Source organism: Microbacterium sp. B35-04, from assembly GCF_010634885.1.
GTDB lineage: Bacteria > Actinomycetota > Actinomycetes > Actinomycetales > Microbacteriaceae > Microbacterium.
Genome location: NZ_MWLP01000030.1, coordinates 26,190 through 43,264, shown reverse-complemented (window position 1 = coordinate 43,264; position 17,075 = coordinate 26,190). Strand labels below are relative to the sequence as shown.

14 protein-coding genes are annotated in these 17,075 nt (G+C 68.2%); 3 read left to right on the top strand and 11 right to left on the bottom strand.

Annotated elements, in window-relative coordinates; genetic code table 11:
• Window positions 1-37: 37 nt before the first annotated feature.
• Both B1729_RS08130 and B1729_RS08125 read left to right on the top strand, forming a co-directional pair.
• Window positions 38-1,843 carry a cytochrome bc complex cytochrome b subunit gene (locus B1729_RS08130; protein WP_163619529.1) on the top strand — a complete coding sequence of 602 codons (1,806 nt, stop codon included), beginning with the start codon at window positions 38-40 and terminating at the stop codon, window positions 1,841-1,843.
• 210 nt (window positions 1,844-2,053) lie between these two features.
• A complete protein-coding gene (locus B1729_RS08125; RefSeq protein WP_163631898.1) occupies window positions 2,054-2,473 on the top strand; it encodes a rhodanese-like domain-containing protein in 420 nt (139 codons plus the stop codon).
• Between the two features lie 9 nt (window positions 2,474-2,482).
• On the opposite strand, the gene B1729_RS08120 is transcribed toward B1729_RS08125, so the two are convergent.
• The 6 genes from B1729_RS08120 to B1729_RS08095 form a co-directional block, all read right to left on the bottom strand.
• On the bottom strand, window positions 2,483-3,313 hold the full coding sequence (locus B1729_RS08120) for a protein phosphatase 2C domain-containing protein (RefSeq protein WP_163631895.1): 831 nt from the start codon (window positions 3,311-3,313) through the stop codon (window positions 2,483-2,485).
• A gap of 55 nt (window positions 3,314-3,368) precedes the next feature.
• Window positions 3,369-3,833, bottom strand: a complete 465-nt coding sequence (locus B1729_RS08115) for a cytochrome c oxidase subunit 4 (RefSeq protein ID WP_163620202.1) — start codon at window positions 3,831-3,833, stop codon at window positions 3,369-3,371.
• Window position 3,834: 1 nt separating this feature from the next.
• The gene (ctaD, locus tag B1729_RS08110) at window positions 3,835-5,598 is read right to left on the bottom strand and encodes a cytochrome c oxidase subunit I (protein ID WP_163620204.1); all 1,764 of its coding nucleotides are present in this window, start codon (window positions 5,596-5,598) and stop codon (window positions 3,835-3,837) included.
• Between the two features lie 2 nt (window positions 5,599-5,600).
• Window positions 5,601-6,503 carry a cytochrome c oxidase subunit II gene (coxB, locus tag B1729_RS08105; RefSeq protein WP_163620206.1) on the bottom strand — a complete coding sequence of 301 codons (903 nt, stop codon included), beginning with the start codon at window positions 6,501-6,503 and terminating at the stop codon, window positions 5,601-5,603.
• 168 nt (window positions 6,504-6,671) lie between these two features.
• Entirely contained in the window at window positions 6,672-7,037 is a 366-nt protein-coding gene (gene erpA / locus B1729_RS08100; protein ID WP_163620208.1) for an iron-sulfur cluster insertion protein ErpA, read from the bottom strand.
• 128 nt (window positions 7,038-7,165) lie between these two features.
• On the bottom strand, window positions 7,166-8,566 hold the full coding sequence (locus B1729_RS08095; protein WP_163631892.1) for a dipeptidase: 1,401 nt from the start codon (window positions 8,564-8,566) through the stop codon (window positions 7,166-7,168).
• 47 nt (window positions 8,567-8,613) lie between these two features.
• On the opposite strand from B1729_RS08095, the gene B1729_RS08090 reads away from it, so the two are divergent.
• Complete coding sequence (locus B1729_RS08090; protein ID WP_163620211.1) at window positions 8,614-9,210, top strand: DUF3043 domain-containing protein; 597 nt, start codon at window positions 8,614-8,616, stop codon at window positions 9,208-9,210.
• Between the two features lie 45 nt (window positions 9,211-9,255).
• On the opposite strand, the gene B1729_RS08085 is transcribed toward B1729_RS08090, so the two are convergent.
• From B1729_RS08085 to dnaE, 5 genes are all read right to left on the bottom strand, one after another.
• The gene (locus B1729_RS08085) at window positions 9,256-10,281 is read right to left on the bottom strand and encodes a quinone-dependent dihydroorotate dehydrogenase (protein WP_163620213.1); all 1,026 of its coding nucleotides are present in this window, start codon (window positions 10,279-10,281) and stop codon (window positions 9,256-9,258) included.
• Window positions 10,282-10,299: 18 nt separating this feature from the next.
• Window positions 10,300-10,791 (bottom strand): transcriptional regulator NrdR, encoded by a 492-nt coding sequence (gene nrdR, locus B1729_RS08080; protein WP_163620216.1) that lies wholly within the window; start codon window positions 10,789-10,791, stop codon window positions 10,300-10,302.
• 31 nt (window positions 10,792-10,822) lie between these two features.
• A complete protein-coding gene (hisD, locus tag B1729_RS08075; protein ID WP_163631889.1) occupies window positions 10,823-12,124 on the bottom strand; it encodes a histidinol dehydrogenase in 1,302 nt (433 codons plus the stop codon).
• A 30-nt stretch (window positions 12,125-12,154) separates the two neighbouring features.
• Entirely contained in the window at window positions 12,155-13,300 is a 1,146-nt protein-coding gene (locus B1729_RS08070) for a hypothetical protein (protein ID WP_239539549.1), read from the bottom strand.
• 119 nt (window positions 13,301-13,419) lie between these two features.
• Window positions 13,420-16,938 carry a DNA polymerase III subunit alpha gene (dnaE, locus tag B1729_RS08065; RefSeq protein WP_163631886.1) on the bottom strand — a complete coding sequence of 1,173 codons (3,519 nt, stop codon included), beginning with the start codon at window positions 16,936-16,938 and terminating at the stop codon, window positions 13,420-13,422.
• Window positions 16,939-17,075 lie beyond the last annotated feature (137 nt).

Sequence of the window (17,075 nt, the reverse complement as noted above, 5' to 3'; positions counted from 1 at the left end):
AACCGTCACCGAGCAGCCTGAGGCTCCCGGGGCGCCCGTGTCACCGAACGGGCGCGACAAGCCCCTCGGCGGCCGCTTCATCGGCGCCACCGCGAACTACATCGACGAGCGGACGAGCCTCTCCGGCTTCGTCAAGGAGCTCGGCCGCAAGATCTTCCCCGACCACTGGTCGTTCATGCTCGGCGAGATCGCGCTGTGGGCCTTCGTCGTCGTGCTGCTGTCGGGCACGTTCCTGACGTTCTTCTTCCAGGCGTCGATGGTCGAGACGCACTACAACGGGGCCTACCTTCCGATGCGCGGCATCGAGATGTCGGCGGCGATGGCGTCGACCCTCGAGATCTCGTTCGACCTCCGCGGCGGTCTGCTGGTGCGCCAGATGCACCACTGGGCGGCGCTCGTCTTCGTCGCCGGCATCGGCGTGCACATGCTCCGCGTGTTCTTCACCGGTGCGTTCCGCAAGCCGCGCGAGCTCAACTGGGTCATCGGCTTCATCCTGTTCATCCTCGCCCTCGGCGAGGGCTTCACCGGCTACTCGCTCCCCGACGACGTGCTCTCGGGCAACGGCCTGCGCATCATCGACGGCATGGTCAAGGGAATCCCGCTGATCGGCACCTGGACCTCGTTCCTGCTGTTCGGCGGCGAGTTCCCCGGCACTGCGATCGTCGGCCGCCTGTATTCTCTGCACATCCTGTTGCTCCCGGCGATCCTCGTCGGCCTGCTGGTGCTCCATCTCATGCTGATGGTGATCAACAAGCACACGCAGTTCGCGGGCGCAGGGCGCACCAACAGCGTCGTCGTGGGCTACCCGATGATGCCCGTCTACATGTCGAAGATGGGCGGCTTCCTGTTCATCACGTTCGGCGTGATCGTGCTCATCGCGTCGCTGTTCACGATCAACCCGATCTGGAACTACGGCCCGTACGACCCGTCCCCCGTGTCGGCCGGCACGCAGCCCGACTGGTACATCGGCTTCGCCGACGGCGCGCTGCGACTGGTGCCCCCGGGCTGGGAGTTCGTCTTCCTGGACCGCACCTGGTCGTTCAACATCCTCGTGCCGCTCGTCGTGCTCGGTCTGTTCATCGTCCTCGTGCTGATCTATCCGTTCATCGAGGCGTGGGTGACGGGCGACAAGCGCGAGCACCACATCGCACAGCGTCCGCGCAACGCCGCGACGCGCACCGCCATCGGTGCCGCCGGTGTCACGTTCTACGCAGTGCTCTGGGCCGCGGCAGCCTCCGACATCATCGCCACCCACTTCTGGCTGACGATGGAGGGCGTGATCCACACGCTGCAGGCGCTGCTGATCCTCGGGCCGATCGTCGCGTACTTCGTGACGAAGCGCATGTGCATCGCGCTGCAGCGGAAGGACCGCGAGATCGCCCTGCACGGCTACGAGTCGGGCCGAATCGTGCGTCTCCCCGGTGGCGAGTACATCGAGGTGCACCAGCCCGTCGACGAGTACGAGCGCTTCAAGCTGGCCGACTTCGACACCTACGAGCCGCTCGTGGTCCGCCCGAACGCCCAGGGTCGTATCCCGTGGCACGAGAACGTCCGCGCGTCCATCTCGCGCTGGTTCTTCGAGGATCGGCTCACCCCGGTCTCGCAGGCGGAACTCGACGCGGCCCTCGCTCACCAGCATCACGGCCTCGACCACATCGCGGCCGAGGAGGACCTCGAGCTGCAGGGCGCACATGAGCGTGCTGGTGTGCCCGATGCCCCGCACAAGCCGATCGACGACGGCCACAACTCCGAGACGGCGGTCCGCCCCTCGAACGTGATCGTGCCCGAGCCCGAGCAGGGAACGAAGTCGCCCAGGAACCGTGAGAAGGAGTCCGACCAGTAGGTCGAGACCACTACCAGACGGATGCCTCGGCACGATCTTCACGATCGTGCCGAGGCATCTGTCATTCTCGTGGCGCCCCGCGGGAACGACGCCGATGCGCTGCCGACGACGCCCCGAACCGCAGGGCACTCCCCTGGATCGGCAGGAATCGAACGCGACCTGACCGCGCCCGCAGGGCCGCTGTTTTCTTCGCTGTCGTAGCGTGGAGGCATGACCGATGCACTCTCGTACTTCTCCGCCAAGCTCGCCGTCGAGACCGACGCCTCCGACGTGTACGCCGCACAGAAGGACGGAGAGGCATTCGTGCTGGTGGACGTGCGCGGCGACGAGGCGTGGGAGCAGGGGCGCATCAAGGGCGCCATCCACATGCCGTACCGCGAGATCGCGGAGCGTGCACCGCGCGAGATCGATCCTTCGACCCGCGTCGTGGTCTATTGCTGGAGCCCCGGCTGCAACGCCGGCGCGAAGGGCGCCGTCGAGTTCGCGAAGCTCGGCTACGCCGTCAAAGAGATGATCGGCGGATACGAATACTGGGTGCGCGAGGGCCAGCCCACCGAGAACGACGAGGGTGAACTCCCCCGCGTGTTCGACGCCCAGGTGATGGTCGTCCGCGCGAAGGTCGCGGGCTGATCGGCCCGGTCAGGCCGACTCGAGCCCTTCCATGAAGCGCGTCGCTGCCGCGCCGTAGAACGACGTCGGCGCCAGCTCTGCCCGGCGGGCCGCCAGGCCGCGTGTGCGCCGTAACTCAGGATCGACGACGTCGCACACAACCGCGGTGACATTGTCGCGACTGCCGGCATCGAGGGCGAGGGCGACGCACGCCTCGGCAGCTGCCGCCGCATCCGGGATGTTCATCAGAAGTGCGCGGATCTCGGCATCCGGAACATAGTCGGTGAGCCCGTCGCTGCACAGCAGCCATCGATCCCCCGCCGGCGCATCGAAGGCGATCACCGCAGCGGCGTCACGCTCAGCGCCGCTGAGGGACGCGGTGATGAGGTTGCGACGAGGGTGCGAGGCGGCCTCCGCGATCGACACGAGGCCTTGGTCCACCAGAGCCTGGACGAGCGAGTCGTCGCGGCTCACCTGCACCAGCTGCCCGCCGCGCAGCCGGTACGCGCGGGAGTCGCCGGTGTGCGCGAGCAGGACGCCGCCGTCGCGCGCCACGAAGATGCCGGTGAAGGTCGTCGCCATGCCGCGGAGCGAAGGATCGCGCTCGACGTGGGCGCGCAGATCCCAGTTCGCCGACCGCACACTGTCGGCGAGCTGCACGGGCTCGAGTCCGTCCAGCCGACCGGCCGCCAGGCGGTGGATGAAGGTCGCCGAGGCCAGATCGCCGGCAGGTCCGCCGCCGACCCCATCCGCGACGGCGGCACCCCAGGACGACGTGAACGCGGCATCCTGGTTGGTCGCGCGGTGCAGACCGATGTCAGAGCACGCGGCCGCACGCAGACGCGCCCGGGTCCCCGTCATGGACGGGCACCCGGGCAGTGTGCGTGGTGAGCCACGCGAAGCGTCAGATCGCCGCTCAGCGGGCGAAGTAGCCGCGGTAGTACTCGTACACCCAGCCGACGATGGCGACCACGAAGACGCCAATGCCGATGGGCATGAGCCAGGCGCCGACCGCGAGGCCGATCATGCCGAGCGCCGCCGAGAAGGCGAGCACGATGGGCCACCACGACCAAGGGCTGAACTCACCGAGCTCCGGGTCACCGTCGTCGATGTCGGCCGTCAGGCGGTCCTCGGGGAGCTCGCCGCCCTGGGCATTGTGCACGCGGCCGATGTAGAAGGCGATGAGCGCAGCCATCATGGCGGTGAAGAGCAGCGCGACACTGCCGACCCACTCGATCGAGAGGGTGATCGTCTCCCACATCTGCTGGCCGCCCGTGGCGTTGGTGTCCCAATGCGAGAGCAGGTTCCACGCGGTGTAGATCACCGCCACGACCAGGAAGAACGCGGACAGCAACCACCAGAGTCCGGTGTTCGTGCGCACCTTACTTCACCTCTCCCTCGGCGAGGTCTGCAACCGGGGCTTCGGGGGCGTCCTTCGCCGGTCCGACGCCGACGGGGATGCCCGCCTCGGGGTGGTTCAGGTCGAACGCGGGCCGCTCGCTGCGGATGCGCGGGATCGACGTGAAGTTGTGCCGCGGCGGCGGGCACGAGGTCGCCCATTCGAGCGACGCGCCGTAGCCCCACGGGTCGTTGACCGTCACCCTGGGCGCCTTGCGCGACGTGATCCACACGTTGAAGAGGAAGGGGATCATCGAGGCGCCGAGGAGGATCGCGCCGATCGTCGACACCTGGTTCTGCCAGGTCCAGCCGTCCGCCTCGGAGTAGTCGGCGTAACGGCGGACCATGCCGTCCACGCCCAGCCAGTGCTGGATGAGGAAGGTCATGTGGAAGCCGATGAACAGCATCCAGAAGTGCACGTAGCCGAGGCGCTCGTTGAGCATCCGGCCGGTCCACTTCGGCCACCAGAAGTAGAAGCCGGCGAACATCGCGAAGACGACCGTGCCGAAGACCACGTAGTGGAAGTGCGCCACGACGAAGTACGAGTCCGACAGGGCGAAGTCGAGCGGCGGCGACGCGAGGATCACGCCGGTGAGACCGCCGAAGACGAACGACACCAGGAAGCCGAGAGCGAAGACCATCGGCGTCTCGAACGTCACCGACCCTCGCCAGAGCGTTCCGATCCAGTTGAAGATCTTCACGCCCGTGGGCACGGCGATGAGCATCGTCATCAGGGCGAAGAAGGGCAGCAGCACGGCCCCCGTGACGTACATGTGGTGAGCCCACACCGCGACCGACAGCGCCGCGATGGCGATCGTCGCGTAGACGAGGGTCTTGTAGCCGAAGATCGGCTTTCGGCTGAAGACCGGGAAGATCTCCGAGACGATGCCGAAGAACGGCAGCGCGATGATGTACACCTCGGGGTGGCCGAAGAACCAGAACAGGTGCTGCCACAGCAGCACGCCGCCATTGGCGGGGTCGTAGATGTGGGCGCCGAGGACGCGGTCCGCGGCAGCGGCGAGGATCGCGGCGGCCAGCACCGGGAAGGCCATCAGGACCAGGATGCTGGTGATCAGCGTGTTCCACGAGAAGATCGGCATGCGCCACATGGTCATGCCGGGCGCGCGCATCGTGATGATCGTGGTGATGAAGTTCACCGCGCCGAGGATGGTGCCGAAACCGCTCATGCCGAGGCCGAGCATCCAGAGGTTTCCGCCCGCACCCGGAGAGAAGCTGGCGTTCGCGAGCGGCTGATAGGCGAACCATCCGAACGACGCCGCGCCCTGCGGGGTGAGGAATCCGGCGACGGCGATCGTCGATCCGAACAGGAACAGCCAGAAGGCGAACGCGTTCAGACGCGGGAACGCGACATCCGGCGCACCGATCTGCAGCGGCAGGATCGCGTTCGCGAAGCCCGCGAACAGCGGCGTCGCGAACATCAGCAGCATGATCGTGCCGTGCATCGTGAAGAGCTGGTTGTACTGCTCCTTCGTCGGGATGATCTGCATGCCGGGCTCGAAGAGCTCTGCACGGATGATCAGCGCCATCACTCCGCCGAGGAGGAAGAAGATGACGGACGAGATGAGGTACAGGTAGCCGATCGTCTTGTGGTCGGTGGACGTGATCCACTTGACGATGATGTTGCCCTTCTGCTCGACGCGCGAAGCGCTGAGCAGGGCGGCCTGACGCGGCGGCAGGGTGGTCGGGCGACCCTGCGTCGTCTCCTGGAGCGGAAGCGTCGTCGCCATGATCAGTGGTCTCCCTCTTCGTCTGACGCCTCGCCGGTCGCACCCGTTCCCGGGGCGTTCTGCAGGCGGTCGTACGCGTCATTGATGTCACCGGTCTGACCGGCGTCGCGGAGCGACTCGAGGTAGTCCTCGTACTCGTCTTCGCTCACGACCTCCACGTTGAACAGCATCGCGGAGTGGTACTCGCCGCAGAGCTCGGCGCACTTGCCGGCATAGGTGCCCTCGCGGGTCGGCGTGAAGGACCAGAAATTGTCCTTGCCGATGTACATGTCCTTCTTGTAAAGGAAGTCGATGATCCAGAACGAGTGGATGACGTCGCGCGACTGCAGCTTGATCTTGACCGTCTGGTCGACCGGCAGGTACAGCGTCGGCAGTTCCGCTTCGTCGCGGTCGCCGTTGGGAGCGCTCTGCGCCTGGACGCCCATGGTCCAGACGGTGTCGTCGTCGGACTCGCCATCGTACTGGAAGTCCCAGGCCCACTGCTTGCCGATCGCCGTGATCGACACGTCGGGCTCGTCGTACTGCGTCTCGAGGATCGTCTGATCGCGCGCGGTGAAGGCGAAGAAGCCGATCACCAGGATGAGGGGCACGATCGTGTAGAAGATCTCGATCGGCATGTTGTAGCGCAGCTGGACGGGAAGGCCCATCTGACCCTTGCGACGGCGGTACGCGATCGCGGCCCACCCCATGAGGCCCCAGGTGACGACGCCGACGGCGAGCAGGACGATCCAGGAGTTGACCCAGAGACCCGCGACCATGTCGGTGCGGTTCGTGGCCGGCTGGCCGTCTTCGGTGAACCCGGGGAGGAAGCCGTGCAGCTCGGTCGGGGTGCATCCGGCGAGGACTGCTGCCGTTGCGATCCCGAGCGGGAGAACGGCCCAGCGGATACGGCGTTTCGAAGGCACTGTGCACCTTTCCGATCACGAACAGGACTCTTGCCAGTCTAGGGCAAGCGCCCAGGGGATTCAGGCCATCCGCCCAGGTTGAATCGCGTCCCGCAGATCGAAAAAGGCGGGCCCGGCCGCTATTCGAAGCGTGCCGGACCCGCCGGAAAAGTGTCGGAGGGCCGACCGTCAGTGGAAGCTGTCGCCGCAGGCGCAGGAACCGGCCGCGTTGGGGTTGTCGATCGTGAAGCCCTGCTCCGAGATGGTGTCCTTGAAGTCGATCGTGGCGCCGTCGAGGTAGGGGACGCTCATGTCGTCGATGATGACCTCGACGCCGTCGAAGTCGACCGTCTTGTCACCGTCGAGGTAGCGCTCGTCGAAGTAGAGCTGGTAGATCAGGCCGCTGCATCCACCGGGCTGCACGGCGACGCGCAGGCGCAAGTCGTCGCGCCCCTCCTGGTTCAGCAGGTTCTTGACCTTGACGGCGGCGGCGTCGGTCAGCAGCACACCGTGTTCGTTCGCGGTCTGCTCGGTCGTCAGTGCGGTGTCGGTCATGGCACTCCTCCGGAAGGGCCGCCCGGATCGATCATCCACTGCAGGCGGCGGGATGACGTCGATTCTACGCGTGCCCGCCGAGAGGAGGCTCCGAGATCGGCGTGTCCACGCCGATCCCGGAGACTCGCCTACGCCTGCGGGGTGCGCGCGTCGAGCTTCTCGAGCAGCAGCGCCTCGGCCAGCACGGCGTTGCGGAACGTCTCGAGGTGCAGCGATTCATTCGGGCTGTGCGCCTTCGAATGCGGGTCCTCGACGCCCGTGACGAGGATCTGCGCGCCGGGGAACTCCCGGACCAGGTCCGCGATGAACGGGATCGATCCGCCCACACCGATGTCGACGGACTCGACGCCGTAGCCCTCGTGCAGCGCCTCCCGCGCGGCCGCGACAGCCCAGCCCGAGGTGTCGACCAGGAATGCGTCGCCGAAGTCCTGGTCGCTGAACGAGAGCTGCGCGCCGAACGGCGCGTGCTCCCGCAGGTGGGCTTCGATCGCCGCGTACGCGTCGCGTGCACGCTGACCGGGGGCGATGCGGGCGCTGATCACGACCGAGATCTCGGGGCTGAGCGTGTTCGAGGCGTTGACGACACTCGGCGCGTCGATGCCGGTCACCGTGATCGACGGCTTGTTCCAGATGCGGCTGAGGATCGTGCCGCGGCCGATCGGCGAGACGCCGGGGGGCAGCCCCGCCTCGTCGCGCAGTGTCTCCTCGCTGTACGGCGGGGTGTCGGCATCCCGTTCCGAGAGTCCGGCCACGGCGACCGCGCCGTCGTCGTCCCAGAGCGTCGAGAGCAGCTTGACGGTGGCCATCATGGCGTCAGGGACCGCACCGCCGAACATTCCGGAGTGCGACGCGTGCTCGAGCGTGCGCACGCTCAGGGTGAAGCGGGTGTTGCCGCGCAGCGACACCGTGAGCGCAGGAGTCTTCGCGTCCCAGTTTCCCGAGTCGGCGACGACGATCACATCGGCGCGGAGCGCGTCGGCGTTGTCGGATAGGAACTGTGCGAACGAGCGGGATCCCGCCTCCTCCTCGCCCTCGAAGAACAGCACGACACCGAGGTCGAAGTCGTCGCCGATGCCCTCTTTGAGCGCGCGCAGCGCCGCGACGTGCGCCATGATGCCGGCCTTGTCGTCGGCCGCGCCGCGACCGTACAGGCGACCACTGCGGACCGTCGGCTCGAACGGCGACGACTCCCAGAGCGACTCATCGCCCACCGGCTGCACGTCGTGGTGCGCATACAGCAGGATGGTCGGCCGCCCGTTGCGGGCCGCCCGGGTGGCGAGCACGGCCGGGTTGCCCTGCTCTCCCGTCTCCGGCACCGCCGCGGTGCGGATCTCGACCGTCTCGAAGAGCCCGGTCTCGCGTACGAGGGCGGCGACGGACTCTGCGCTGCGCTGCACCTGCTCGGGGTCGAACCCCGGGAAGGCGACGGACGGGATGCGCACCAGGGTGCCGAGATCGGCGAGGGCGGACGGGATGCCGGATGCCGCGGCATCGCGCACAGCATCCTGTCGGGAGAGCTCAGACGTCATGCGGGTAATCTTAAGTGCACCCCTACTCCGCACATCGAGGATCATCCGTGGCCAAGACACCTGCAGCACCCTCGTCCAACGACGCACCGTCGGAGGGCACCGCGCTGAACGGCGTCCCCCTCGGCGGTCCCTCGCCCAAGGGACGCCCCACTCCTTCCCGCGCCGAGCAGGAGGCCGCCCGCAAGCGCCCCCTCGTCGCCGACACGAAGGAGGCGAGGGCGCGCGCGAAAGCCGACCTCGCCACTCAGCGGGAGAAGGCCCGCATCGGCATGGCCAACGGCGAGCAGCGCTATCTGCCGGCACGTGACCAGGGCCCGCAGCGCAAGTTCGTGCGCGACTGGGTCGACGGCGGCTGGCACCTCGGCGAAGCCGTCATGCCCGCGATGGTGCTCGTCATCCTGGCGACGTTCCTGCCCCTCCCGGCCGTGCAGTACTACGCCTTCGTGGGTCTGTGGATCTTCATCTTCTTCGTGATCGGCGACATGGTCATCACATCCATCACCGTCAAGCGCGCCGCCAAGAAGAAGTTCGGCGAGGGCAAGGTCGAGAAGGGCCTCGGCTGGTACGCGGCGATGCGCACCGTCCAGATGCGCTTCCTGCGTCTGCCCAAGCCGCAGGTCAAGCGCGGCCAGAAGCCGGTCTGAGCCCGCACTGCCGCAAGCCTGCCCGCGCCGGCGTCACCGGGCTGCTCAGCGCCGCTTCGCGAGCCCGCGGTTGATCTGCCGCGCCCACAGCGGGCCGCGGTAGAGGAACGCCGTGTAGCCCTGCACCAAGGTCGCTCCGGCAACCAACCGCTCCCGCACGTCGTCGGCGGTCTCGACGCCGCCGACGGAGATGACGCAGAAGGCGGCAGGAACCGTCTCGCGCAGCAGTCGCAGCACCTCGAGCGCGCGCGCCTTCAGCGGCGCCCCCGACAGACCGCCGTCGCCGGCAGCGGCGACCACTGCGGGGTCGGTGACGAGCCCGTCGCGCGAGATCGTCGTGTTCGTGGCGATGATGCCGGCCAGTCCTGCATCGACGGCGAGCTCTGCGATCGCGACGACCTCGTCGTCGGGCAGGTCGGGCGCGATCTTGACCAGCAGCGGCGTGGTGCCCGCGGCCTGACGCACCGCGTCCAGCAGCGGCCGCAGCGTCTCGGCCGCCTGCAGCCCGCGGAGTCCCGGAGTGTTCGGCGACGACACATTGACGACGAGGTAGTCGGCGAGCGGCGCCAGCAGCGTCGCGCTGCGCACATAGTCGGCGGTCGCGTCCGCGACCTCGACGACCCGGCTCTTGCCGATGTTGACGCCGAGCACCGTGCGCCGCGAGCGGCGGCGCAGCCGGCGGAGCCGCGTCGCGGCAGCCGCGGCGCCGTGGTTGTTGAAGCCCATGCGGTTGACGACGGCGCGGTCCGGGATCAGGCGGAAGAGTCGCGGGCGCGGGTTGCCGTCTTGCGGGATCGCCGTCACGGTGCCGACCTCGACGTGACCGAAACCCAGCGCGTGCAGGCCCGCCGCACCCTTGACGTCCTTGTCGAAGCCCGCGGCGACACCGAACGGCGAGTCGAACGTGAGGCCGAGCGCTGTCGTCGCCAGCTGCGGGGCGGGCCGGGTGATCGCACGCGCGACCCACGAGAAGGGCGGGACCCCCAGCATCCGGATCACGACCATCGCGCTGTGGTGGGCGGACTCAGGATCCATGCGCGACAGCACGGTGCGGAAGAGGAGGGGATACATCCCTCCTAGGCTATCCGGTCACTCCCCCGCGACCGCCGCGCTCTCGTCCGCGGCGCGGGCGCGGCCATGATCGACGCGCAGCTGCTCGATCGCCGTCTCGAAGTCCTCGAGCGAGTCGAAGGCCTGGTAGACACTCGCGAACCGCAGGTAAGCCACCTCGTCCAGTTCGCGCAGCGGCCCGAGGATCGCCAGGCCGATCTCGTTGGCGTCGAGCTGCGAGGCACCGGTCTGGCGGATGCTCTCCTCCACCGTCTGGGCGAGCACCGCAAGATCCGCGTCCGTCACCGGACGCCCCTGGCACGCTTTGCGCACGCCCGACATGACCTTCTCGCGGCTGAAGGGCTCGATCACGCCGGAGCGCTTGATGACGTTGAGGCTGGCGGTCTCGATCGTCGTGAAGCGGCCACCGCATTGGGGGCACTGACGACGGCGACGGATGCTGAGACCGTCGTCGCTGGTGCGCGAATCGATGACGCGCGAATCGGCGTGGCGGCAGAACGGGCAGTGCATGGCAGAGACAGCCTACGCCGGGAACCCGGTCTCAGTCCTGGAACCGGGCTGTGATCGCTTCGCCGTGGGCGGGCAGGGCCTCGGCCTCGGCCAGGGTCACGATCGCGTCGCGGACGACCGAGAGCGCGTCGCGGTCGTACTCGATGACCTGCTGCGTGCGCAGGAACGTCGCGGCCGACAGCCCGGCGGCGTACCGGGCCTGGCCGCCGGTGGGCAGCACGTGGTTGCTGCCGGCGAGGTAGTCGCCGAGGCTGACCGGCGAGTCCGGCCCCACGAACACCGCGCCCGCGTGGACGAAGTCGCCGGGGCGGGGGTCGGCCAGGTGCAGCTCGAGGTGCTCCGGCGCGTAGGCGTTCGAGAACGCCGTGGCCGCGGCGAGGTCGTCGACGAGCACGATCGCGGACTGCGGGCCGGCGAGTGCCGTGGCGACGCGCGCGGCGTGCCGCGTCGCCGCCGCCCGCGGGGCGATCACTGCGAGCACGTCGTCCGCGAGGCGCTCGGAGGTCGTCACGAGCACGGCGGAGGCCTGCTCGTCGTGCTCGGCCTGGCTGATGAGGTCGACGGCGACCAGCCGCGCGTCGGCGGTCTCGTCGGCGACCACGAGGATCTCGGTGGCGCCGGCTTCGGCATCCGTCCCGACCAGACCCGCGACCGCGCGCTTGGCCGCCGCCACGAAGTTGTTGCCGGGACCGGTGACGACGTCCACCGGCTCGAGGCCGAGGGATGCGACGCCGTGCGCGAGCGCGCCGATCGCTCCCGCGCCGCCCATCGCGTACACCTCGGTGACGCCGAGGAGCCGCGCGGCGCCGAGGATCACCGGGTGCACCCGGCCGCCGAACTCGCGCTGCGGCGGTGAAGCGAGCGCGATCTCGCTCACGCCGGCGACCTGCGCCGGCACGACGTTCATCACGACGCTCGAGGGGTAGACGGCCTTGCCGCCCGGAACGTACAGACCCACGCGACGCACCGGCTGCCACCGCTGCGTCACCCGGGCGCCGGGTCCGAGCTCGGTGACGGTCGGCGCGGGAACCTGGGCTGCGGACGCCACCCGCACGCGCGCGATGGCCTCTTCGAGCGCCGAGCGCACCGCCGGGTCGAGCGCCGCAAGGGCCTCGTCGAGGTGCGCGGCGGGCACCCGGATGTCGTGGCCGGTTGCACCGTCGAACCTCTCGGCCTGCTCGCGCAGAGCCGCCTCGCCGCGAGAAGCCACGTCGTCGACGATGTGCACTGCCGTCGCGAGGGCCTCTTCCCGGGCCGCTGCGGCACGGGGAACGGTCGCGAGGAGTTCGGCGGGCGAGAGCGTGCGCCCGCGCAGGTCGATCGTTCGGAGCATCCGTCTACGGTACCGCGCGGGCGGACGCGCTCAGCCGCGCGTGACGCCGGAGACGTCGTGCAGGTAGCCGATGCGGCCGTCCTCGTGGCGCACCACGAAGGCGTCGCCGCGATCCTCGATGACGAGCGCCCAGGCGGTCGGCCCGATGCGGAACACGGGGATGCCGATCTCGTCGACGATGTCGCGCTCCTCGGGAACGAGGGCCCAGAACGCCTGGTGCTGCGGCGCGGTCGCCACAGCGGGTTCGACGGTCGACGACGGGTTCTCGACGTGCTCGAACGACTCGCGCGCGTGGACCGGCTCGGTCGCGGCCGCGGGCCGGTCGGCGGCCACGGTGGTCGCTGTCGCGGCCGCGGCGACGTCGGCACGCGCATCGGCGTCGGCGTCCTGCTCGTCGAGCGGGAGGACCGTGGTCTCTGCGTCGTCGTACGCGCCGCGGGGCGTATCGTCGACGCCCGCGTCGGCCGTGGCCTCCGAGCCGTCGGCAGACGCCGCGTACGGGGTCGCGGGTGCCTGCGCGGCGTGCGCCGGGGCGGCTTCGTACGCGTTCTCGTCGGCGGTGGCGGTGTCCTCCGAGTACGGAGCGTCCTCGTCGGCGGCGGGCTCCGGTCGCACGAACGCCGGGCGGGGCGAGACCGGCAGCACCGGACGGGCGTTGCGATGGGCCGGAACCTCGGGGCGCCCGCGGAAGTCCTGCGCGAACGGCGCGATGAACGGCGCCAGCACGGTCAGGAAGACGCCGGCGAGCATGAGGAAGAACTCCACCCACACGACCCAAGTGCCGAGGAAGGCGCGTCCGCTGGCGAGCTGGATGAACGAGTTCCAGATGATGGTGAGCCACAGCACTGTGGCGACCGAGAACGCGACGGATGCGAACTGGTCGATCCCGAGCGACCCGACCCGGCGGATGCCCTGCGGCGAGAGCCGGCGCAGCACGATGAGGAACACCGCCACGGTGGGCACCCCGACGGTGAGGACCCAGTCGATCCCGCTGCTCCAGACCGAAGGGCCGACGCCCAGGTCTCCGTAGATCGGGAAGAACGACACGACGAATGCGACGAGCCACGTGCCCGCGAGGGCCACCTCACGGATCGAGAACGGCCCCACTCCGTACTGCGGCGGCTCTTCGGTCGCAACCGCCTCGTCGATGTTCCCGTCCTGCTTCTCGTCCGTCACAATCGTCCCTTCCGGCGGACCTGAGGCCCGCGTCGACCCGATATTACCCACGGCGCATGAGACAGCGATGAGACCACGCGAGACACCGCGACATTCGTCGTCGCCTTCGCGTCACCGCGTCATCCCAGGCACTGCGGCCCGAGAAGACCCTTCAGCTCGCCATACAGATCAGGGGTTATCCGCACCGTGTGCGGCACCTCGAAAACCTTCGCCACCGTGCCGCTGTGGAGCTTGAGCGACACTTCGGTGTCACCGGCGTGGCGGGTCAGGGTCTGCAGCAGCTCGCCGATGAGCGCCTCGCTCGCGCGCCGCTCGGGCATGACGAGGACCAGCGAGCTCGAGTCATCCGTCGTCCCCAGGTCGGGGGTGAAGGCCGACTGCGCATGCAGGTTCATGCCGTCGTCGCGTCGCGACACCCGTCCTCGCACCACCAGGATCGAGTCGGCCACCAGCATGTGCTGGAACTCGGTGTAGGTCTTCCCCATGAACATGACGGTGATCTCGCCGTCGAAGTCCTCAACCGTGATCATGCCGTACGGATTGCCGCTCTGCTTGGCGACGCGATGCTGCACGCTGGTCACGAGGCCGGCGATCGTCACCTGGTCGCCGTCGCCGATATCCTCCGACGCCAGCAGGTCGTGGATGCTCGTCGAGGCGTGCTTGGCGAGCGGGATCTCGAGACCAGCGAGCGGGTGGTCCGACACGTAGAGGCCGAGCATCTCGCGCTCGAAGGCCAGCTTGTCCTTCTTGGTCCACTCCGGCCGCGGCGGCACCTTCGGCGGCGCCACCTCTTCGACGGCGTCGTACAGGCTGTCGAAATCGAACCCGATGGCGCCCTGCGCCTCGTTCCGCTTGCGGTCGACGGCCGCTTCGGTCGCATCCTCATGCACCTCGAGCAGAGCACGCCGGGTGTCGCCCATGGAGTCGAACGCTCCGGCCTTGATGAGCGATTCGATGGTGCGCTTGTTGGCCACATGCATCGGGACTTTGACCAGGAAGTCGTGGAACGACGCGAACGTCGCCTCCTTGCGTGCGGTGACGATGCCGTCGACGACGTTGGCGCCGACGTTGCGGACGGCGCCGAGTCCGAATCGGATGTCCTCCCCCACTGCCGCGAAGTAGCGGATCGACTCGCCCACGTCAGGCGGCAGCACCTTGATGCCCATGCGGCGGCACTCGTTGAGGTAGACCGCCATCTTGTCTTTGGAATCGCCCACGCTGGTCAGCAGCGCCGCCATGTACTCGGCGGGATAGTGGGCTTTGAGGTACGCGGTCCAGTACGAGACCAGGCCGTACGCGGCCGAGTGCGCCTTGTTGAACGCGTAGTCCGAGAAGGGCAGCAGAATGTCCCACAGCGCCTTGATGGCGTCATCGCCGAAGCCGCGCTCCTTCATGCCGCCGGAGAAGCCCTCGTACTGCTTGTCGAGCTCGGACTTCTTCTTCTTGCCCATTGCGCGGCGGAGGATGTCTGCTTGTCCGAGCGAGAAGCCCGCCACCTTCTGCGCGATCGCCATGACCTGCTCCTGATAGATGATCAGGCCGTAGCTGGTGTCGAGGATGTCCTTCAGCGGCTCTTCGAGCTCGGGGTGGATCGGCGTGATGTCCTGCTGACCGTTCTTGCGCAGGGCGTAGTTGATGTGCGAGTTGGCACCCATCGGGCCGGGCCGGTACAGCGCGATGACGGCCGAGATGTCCTCGAAGTTATCGGGCTTCAGAAGGCGCAGGAGCGACCGCATCGGGCCGCCGTCGAGCTGGAACACGCCGAGGGTGTCGCCACGGGTGAGCAGGTCGTAGGCGTCCCGATCATCGAGCGCGAGATGCTCGAGGTCGAGCTCCTCGCCCCGGTTCATCCGGATGTTGTCGAGCGCGTCGGAGATGATCGTGAGGTTGCGCAGCCCCAGGAAGTCCATCTTGATGAGCCCGAGCGTCTCGCACGACGGGTAGTCGAACTGCGTGACGATCTGGCCGTCCTGCTCGCGGCGCATGATCGGGATGATGCCGAGCAGCGGTTCGCTGGACATGATGACGCCGGCGGCGTGCACGCCCCACTGACGTTTGAGTCCCTCGAGCCCCAGCGCGCGGTCGAAGACCGTCTTCGCATCGGGGTCGGTGTCGATGAGCGCGCGGAACTCGCTTGCCTCCTTGAACCGCGGATGCTGCGGGTCGAACATGCCGTTCAACGGCATGTCCTTGCCCATCACGGCCGGCGGCATCGCCTTCGTGAGACGCTCTCCCATGCTGAACGGGAAGCCGAGCACACGCCCCGCGTCCTTCAGCGCCTGCTTCGACTTGATCGTCCCGTAGGTCACGATCTGCGCGACGCGCTCAGAGCCGTACTTCTCCGTGACGTAGTCGATCACCTCGCCGCGGCGACGGTCGTCGAAGTCCACGTCGAAGTCGGGCATCGAGACGCGGTCCGGGTTGAGGAACCGCTCGAAGATGAGGCCGTGCTCGAGCGGGTCGAGATCGGTGATGCGCATGGCGTAAGCCACCATCGAGCCGGCGCCGGAGCCACGGCCGGGGCCGACTCGGATGCCGTTGTCCTTCGCCCAGTTGATGAAGTCGGCGACGACCAGGAAGTAGCCGGGGAAACCCATCTGGAGGATGATCCCGGTCTCGTACTCGGCCTGCTTGCGAACCTTGTCGGGGATGCCGTCGGGATAGCGGTAATGCAGCCCCGTCTCGACTTCCTTGACGAGCCAGCTGTCTTCGGTCTCGCCGTCGGGGACCGGGAAGCGCGGCATGTAGTTCGCGCTCGTGTTGAACTCGACCTCGCAGCGCTCGGCGATGAGGAGGGTGTTGTCGCAGGCTTCCGGATGCTCTCGGAAGATCTGGCGCATCTCCTGGGCGGTCTTGATGTAGTAGCCGTCGCCGTCGAACTTGAATCGGTTCGGGTCGTCCAGCGTCGAGCCGGACTGCACGCAGAGGAGGGCCGCGTGCGCGTCGGCCTCGTGCTGGTGGGTGTAATGGGAGTCGTTGGTCGCGACGAGCGGAATGCCGAGATCCTTCGAGAGGCGCACCAGGTCGGTCATGACGCGGCGCTCGATCGAGAGCCCGTGGTCCATGATCTCGGCGAAGTAGTTCTCCTTGCCGAAGATGTCCTGGAACTCGGCGGCCGCCGCGCGCGCGGCGTCGTACTGACCGAGCCGCAGACGCGTCTGCACCTCGCCGGACGGGCAGCCCGTCGTCGCGATGAGACCCTTGCCGTAGGTCTCCAGCAGCTCCCGGTCCATGCGCGGCTTGAAGTAGTACCCCTCCATGCTCGACAGCGAGCTGAGCCGGAAGAGGTTGTGCATGCCCTCCGTGCTCTGACTCCACATCGTCATGTGGGTGTAGGCGCCGGAGCCCGAGACGTCATCGCTCTTCTGCTCGGGCGAACCCCATTGGACGCGCGACTTGTCGCTGCGGTGCGTGCCCGGGGTCACGTACGCCTCGAGGCCGATGATCGGCTTCACACCCGCCGCCTTGGCCGCGTTGTAGAACTCGAACGCCGCGAAGGTGTTGCCGTGGTCGGTGACGGCGATCGCCGGCATGCCGTAGTCCGCCGCCGCCTGGGTCATGGCGCCGATTTTGGCGGCGCCGTCGAGCATCGAGTACTCGCTGTGCACGTGCAGATGAACGAAGGAGTCGGATGCCACGGATCGAGTCTAGGTACGGTCTCGGACACTCTCGCCACGGCCTCCGCGAGTCCGCGGACTCTCCTGGCGAGGTCGCCTCACCTTCGAGTTGAAGGTCACTGTGTTGAAGGTCGTTGCGATGCGCGAGTGCGCCGAGC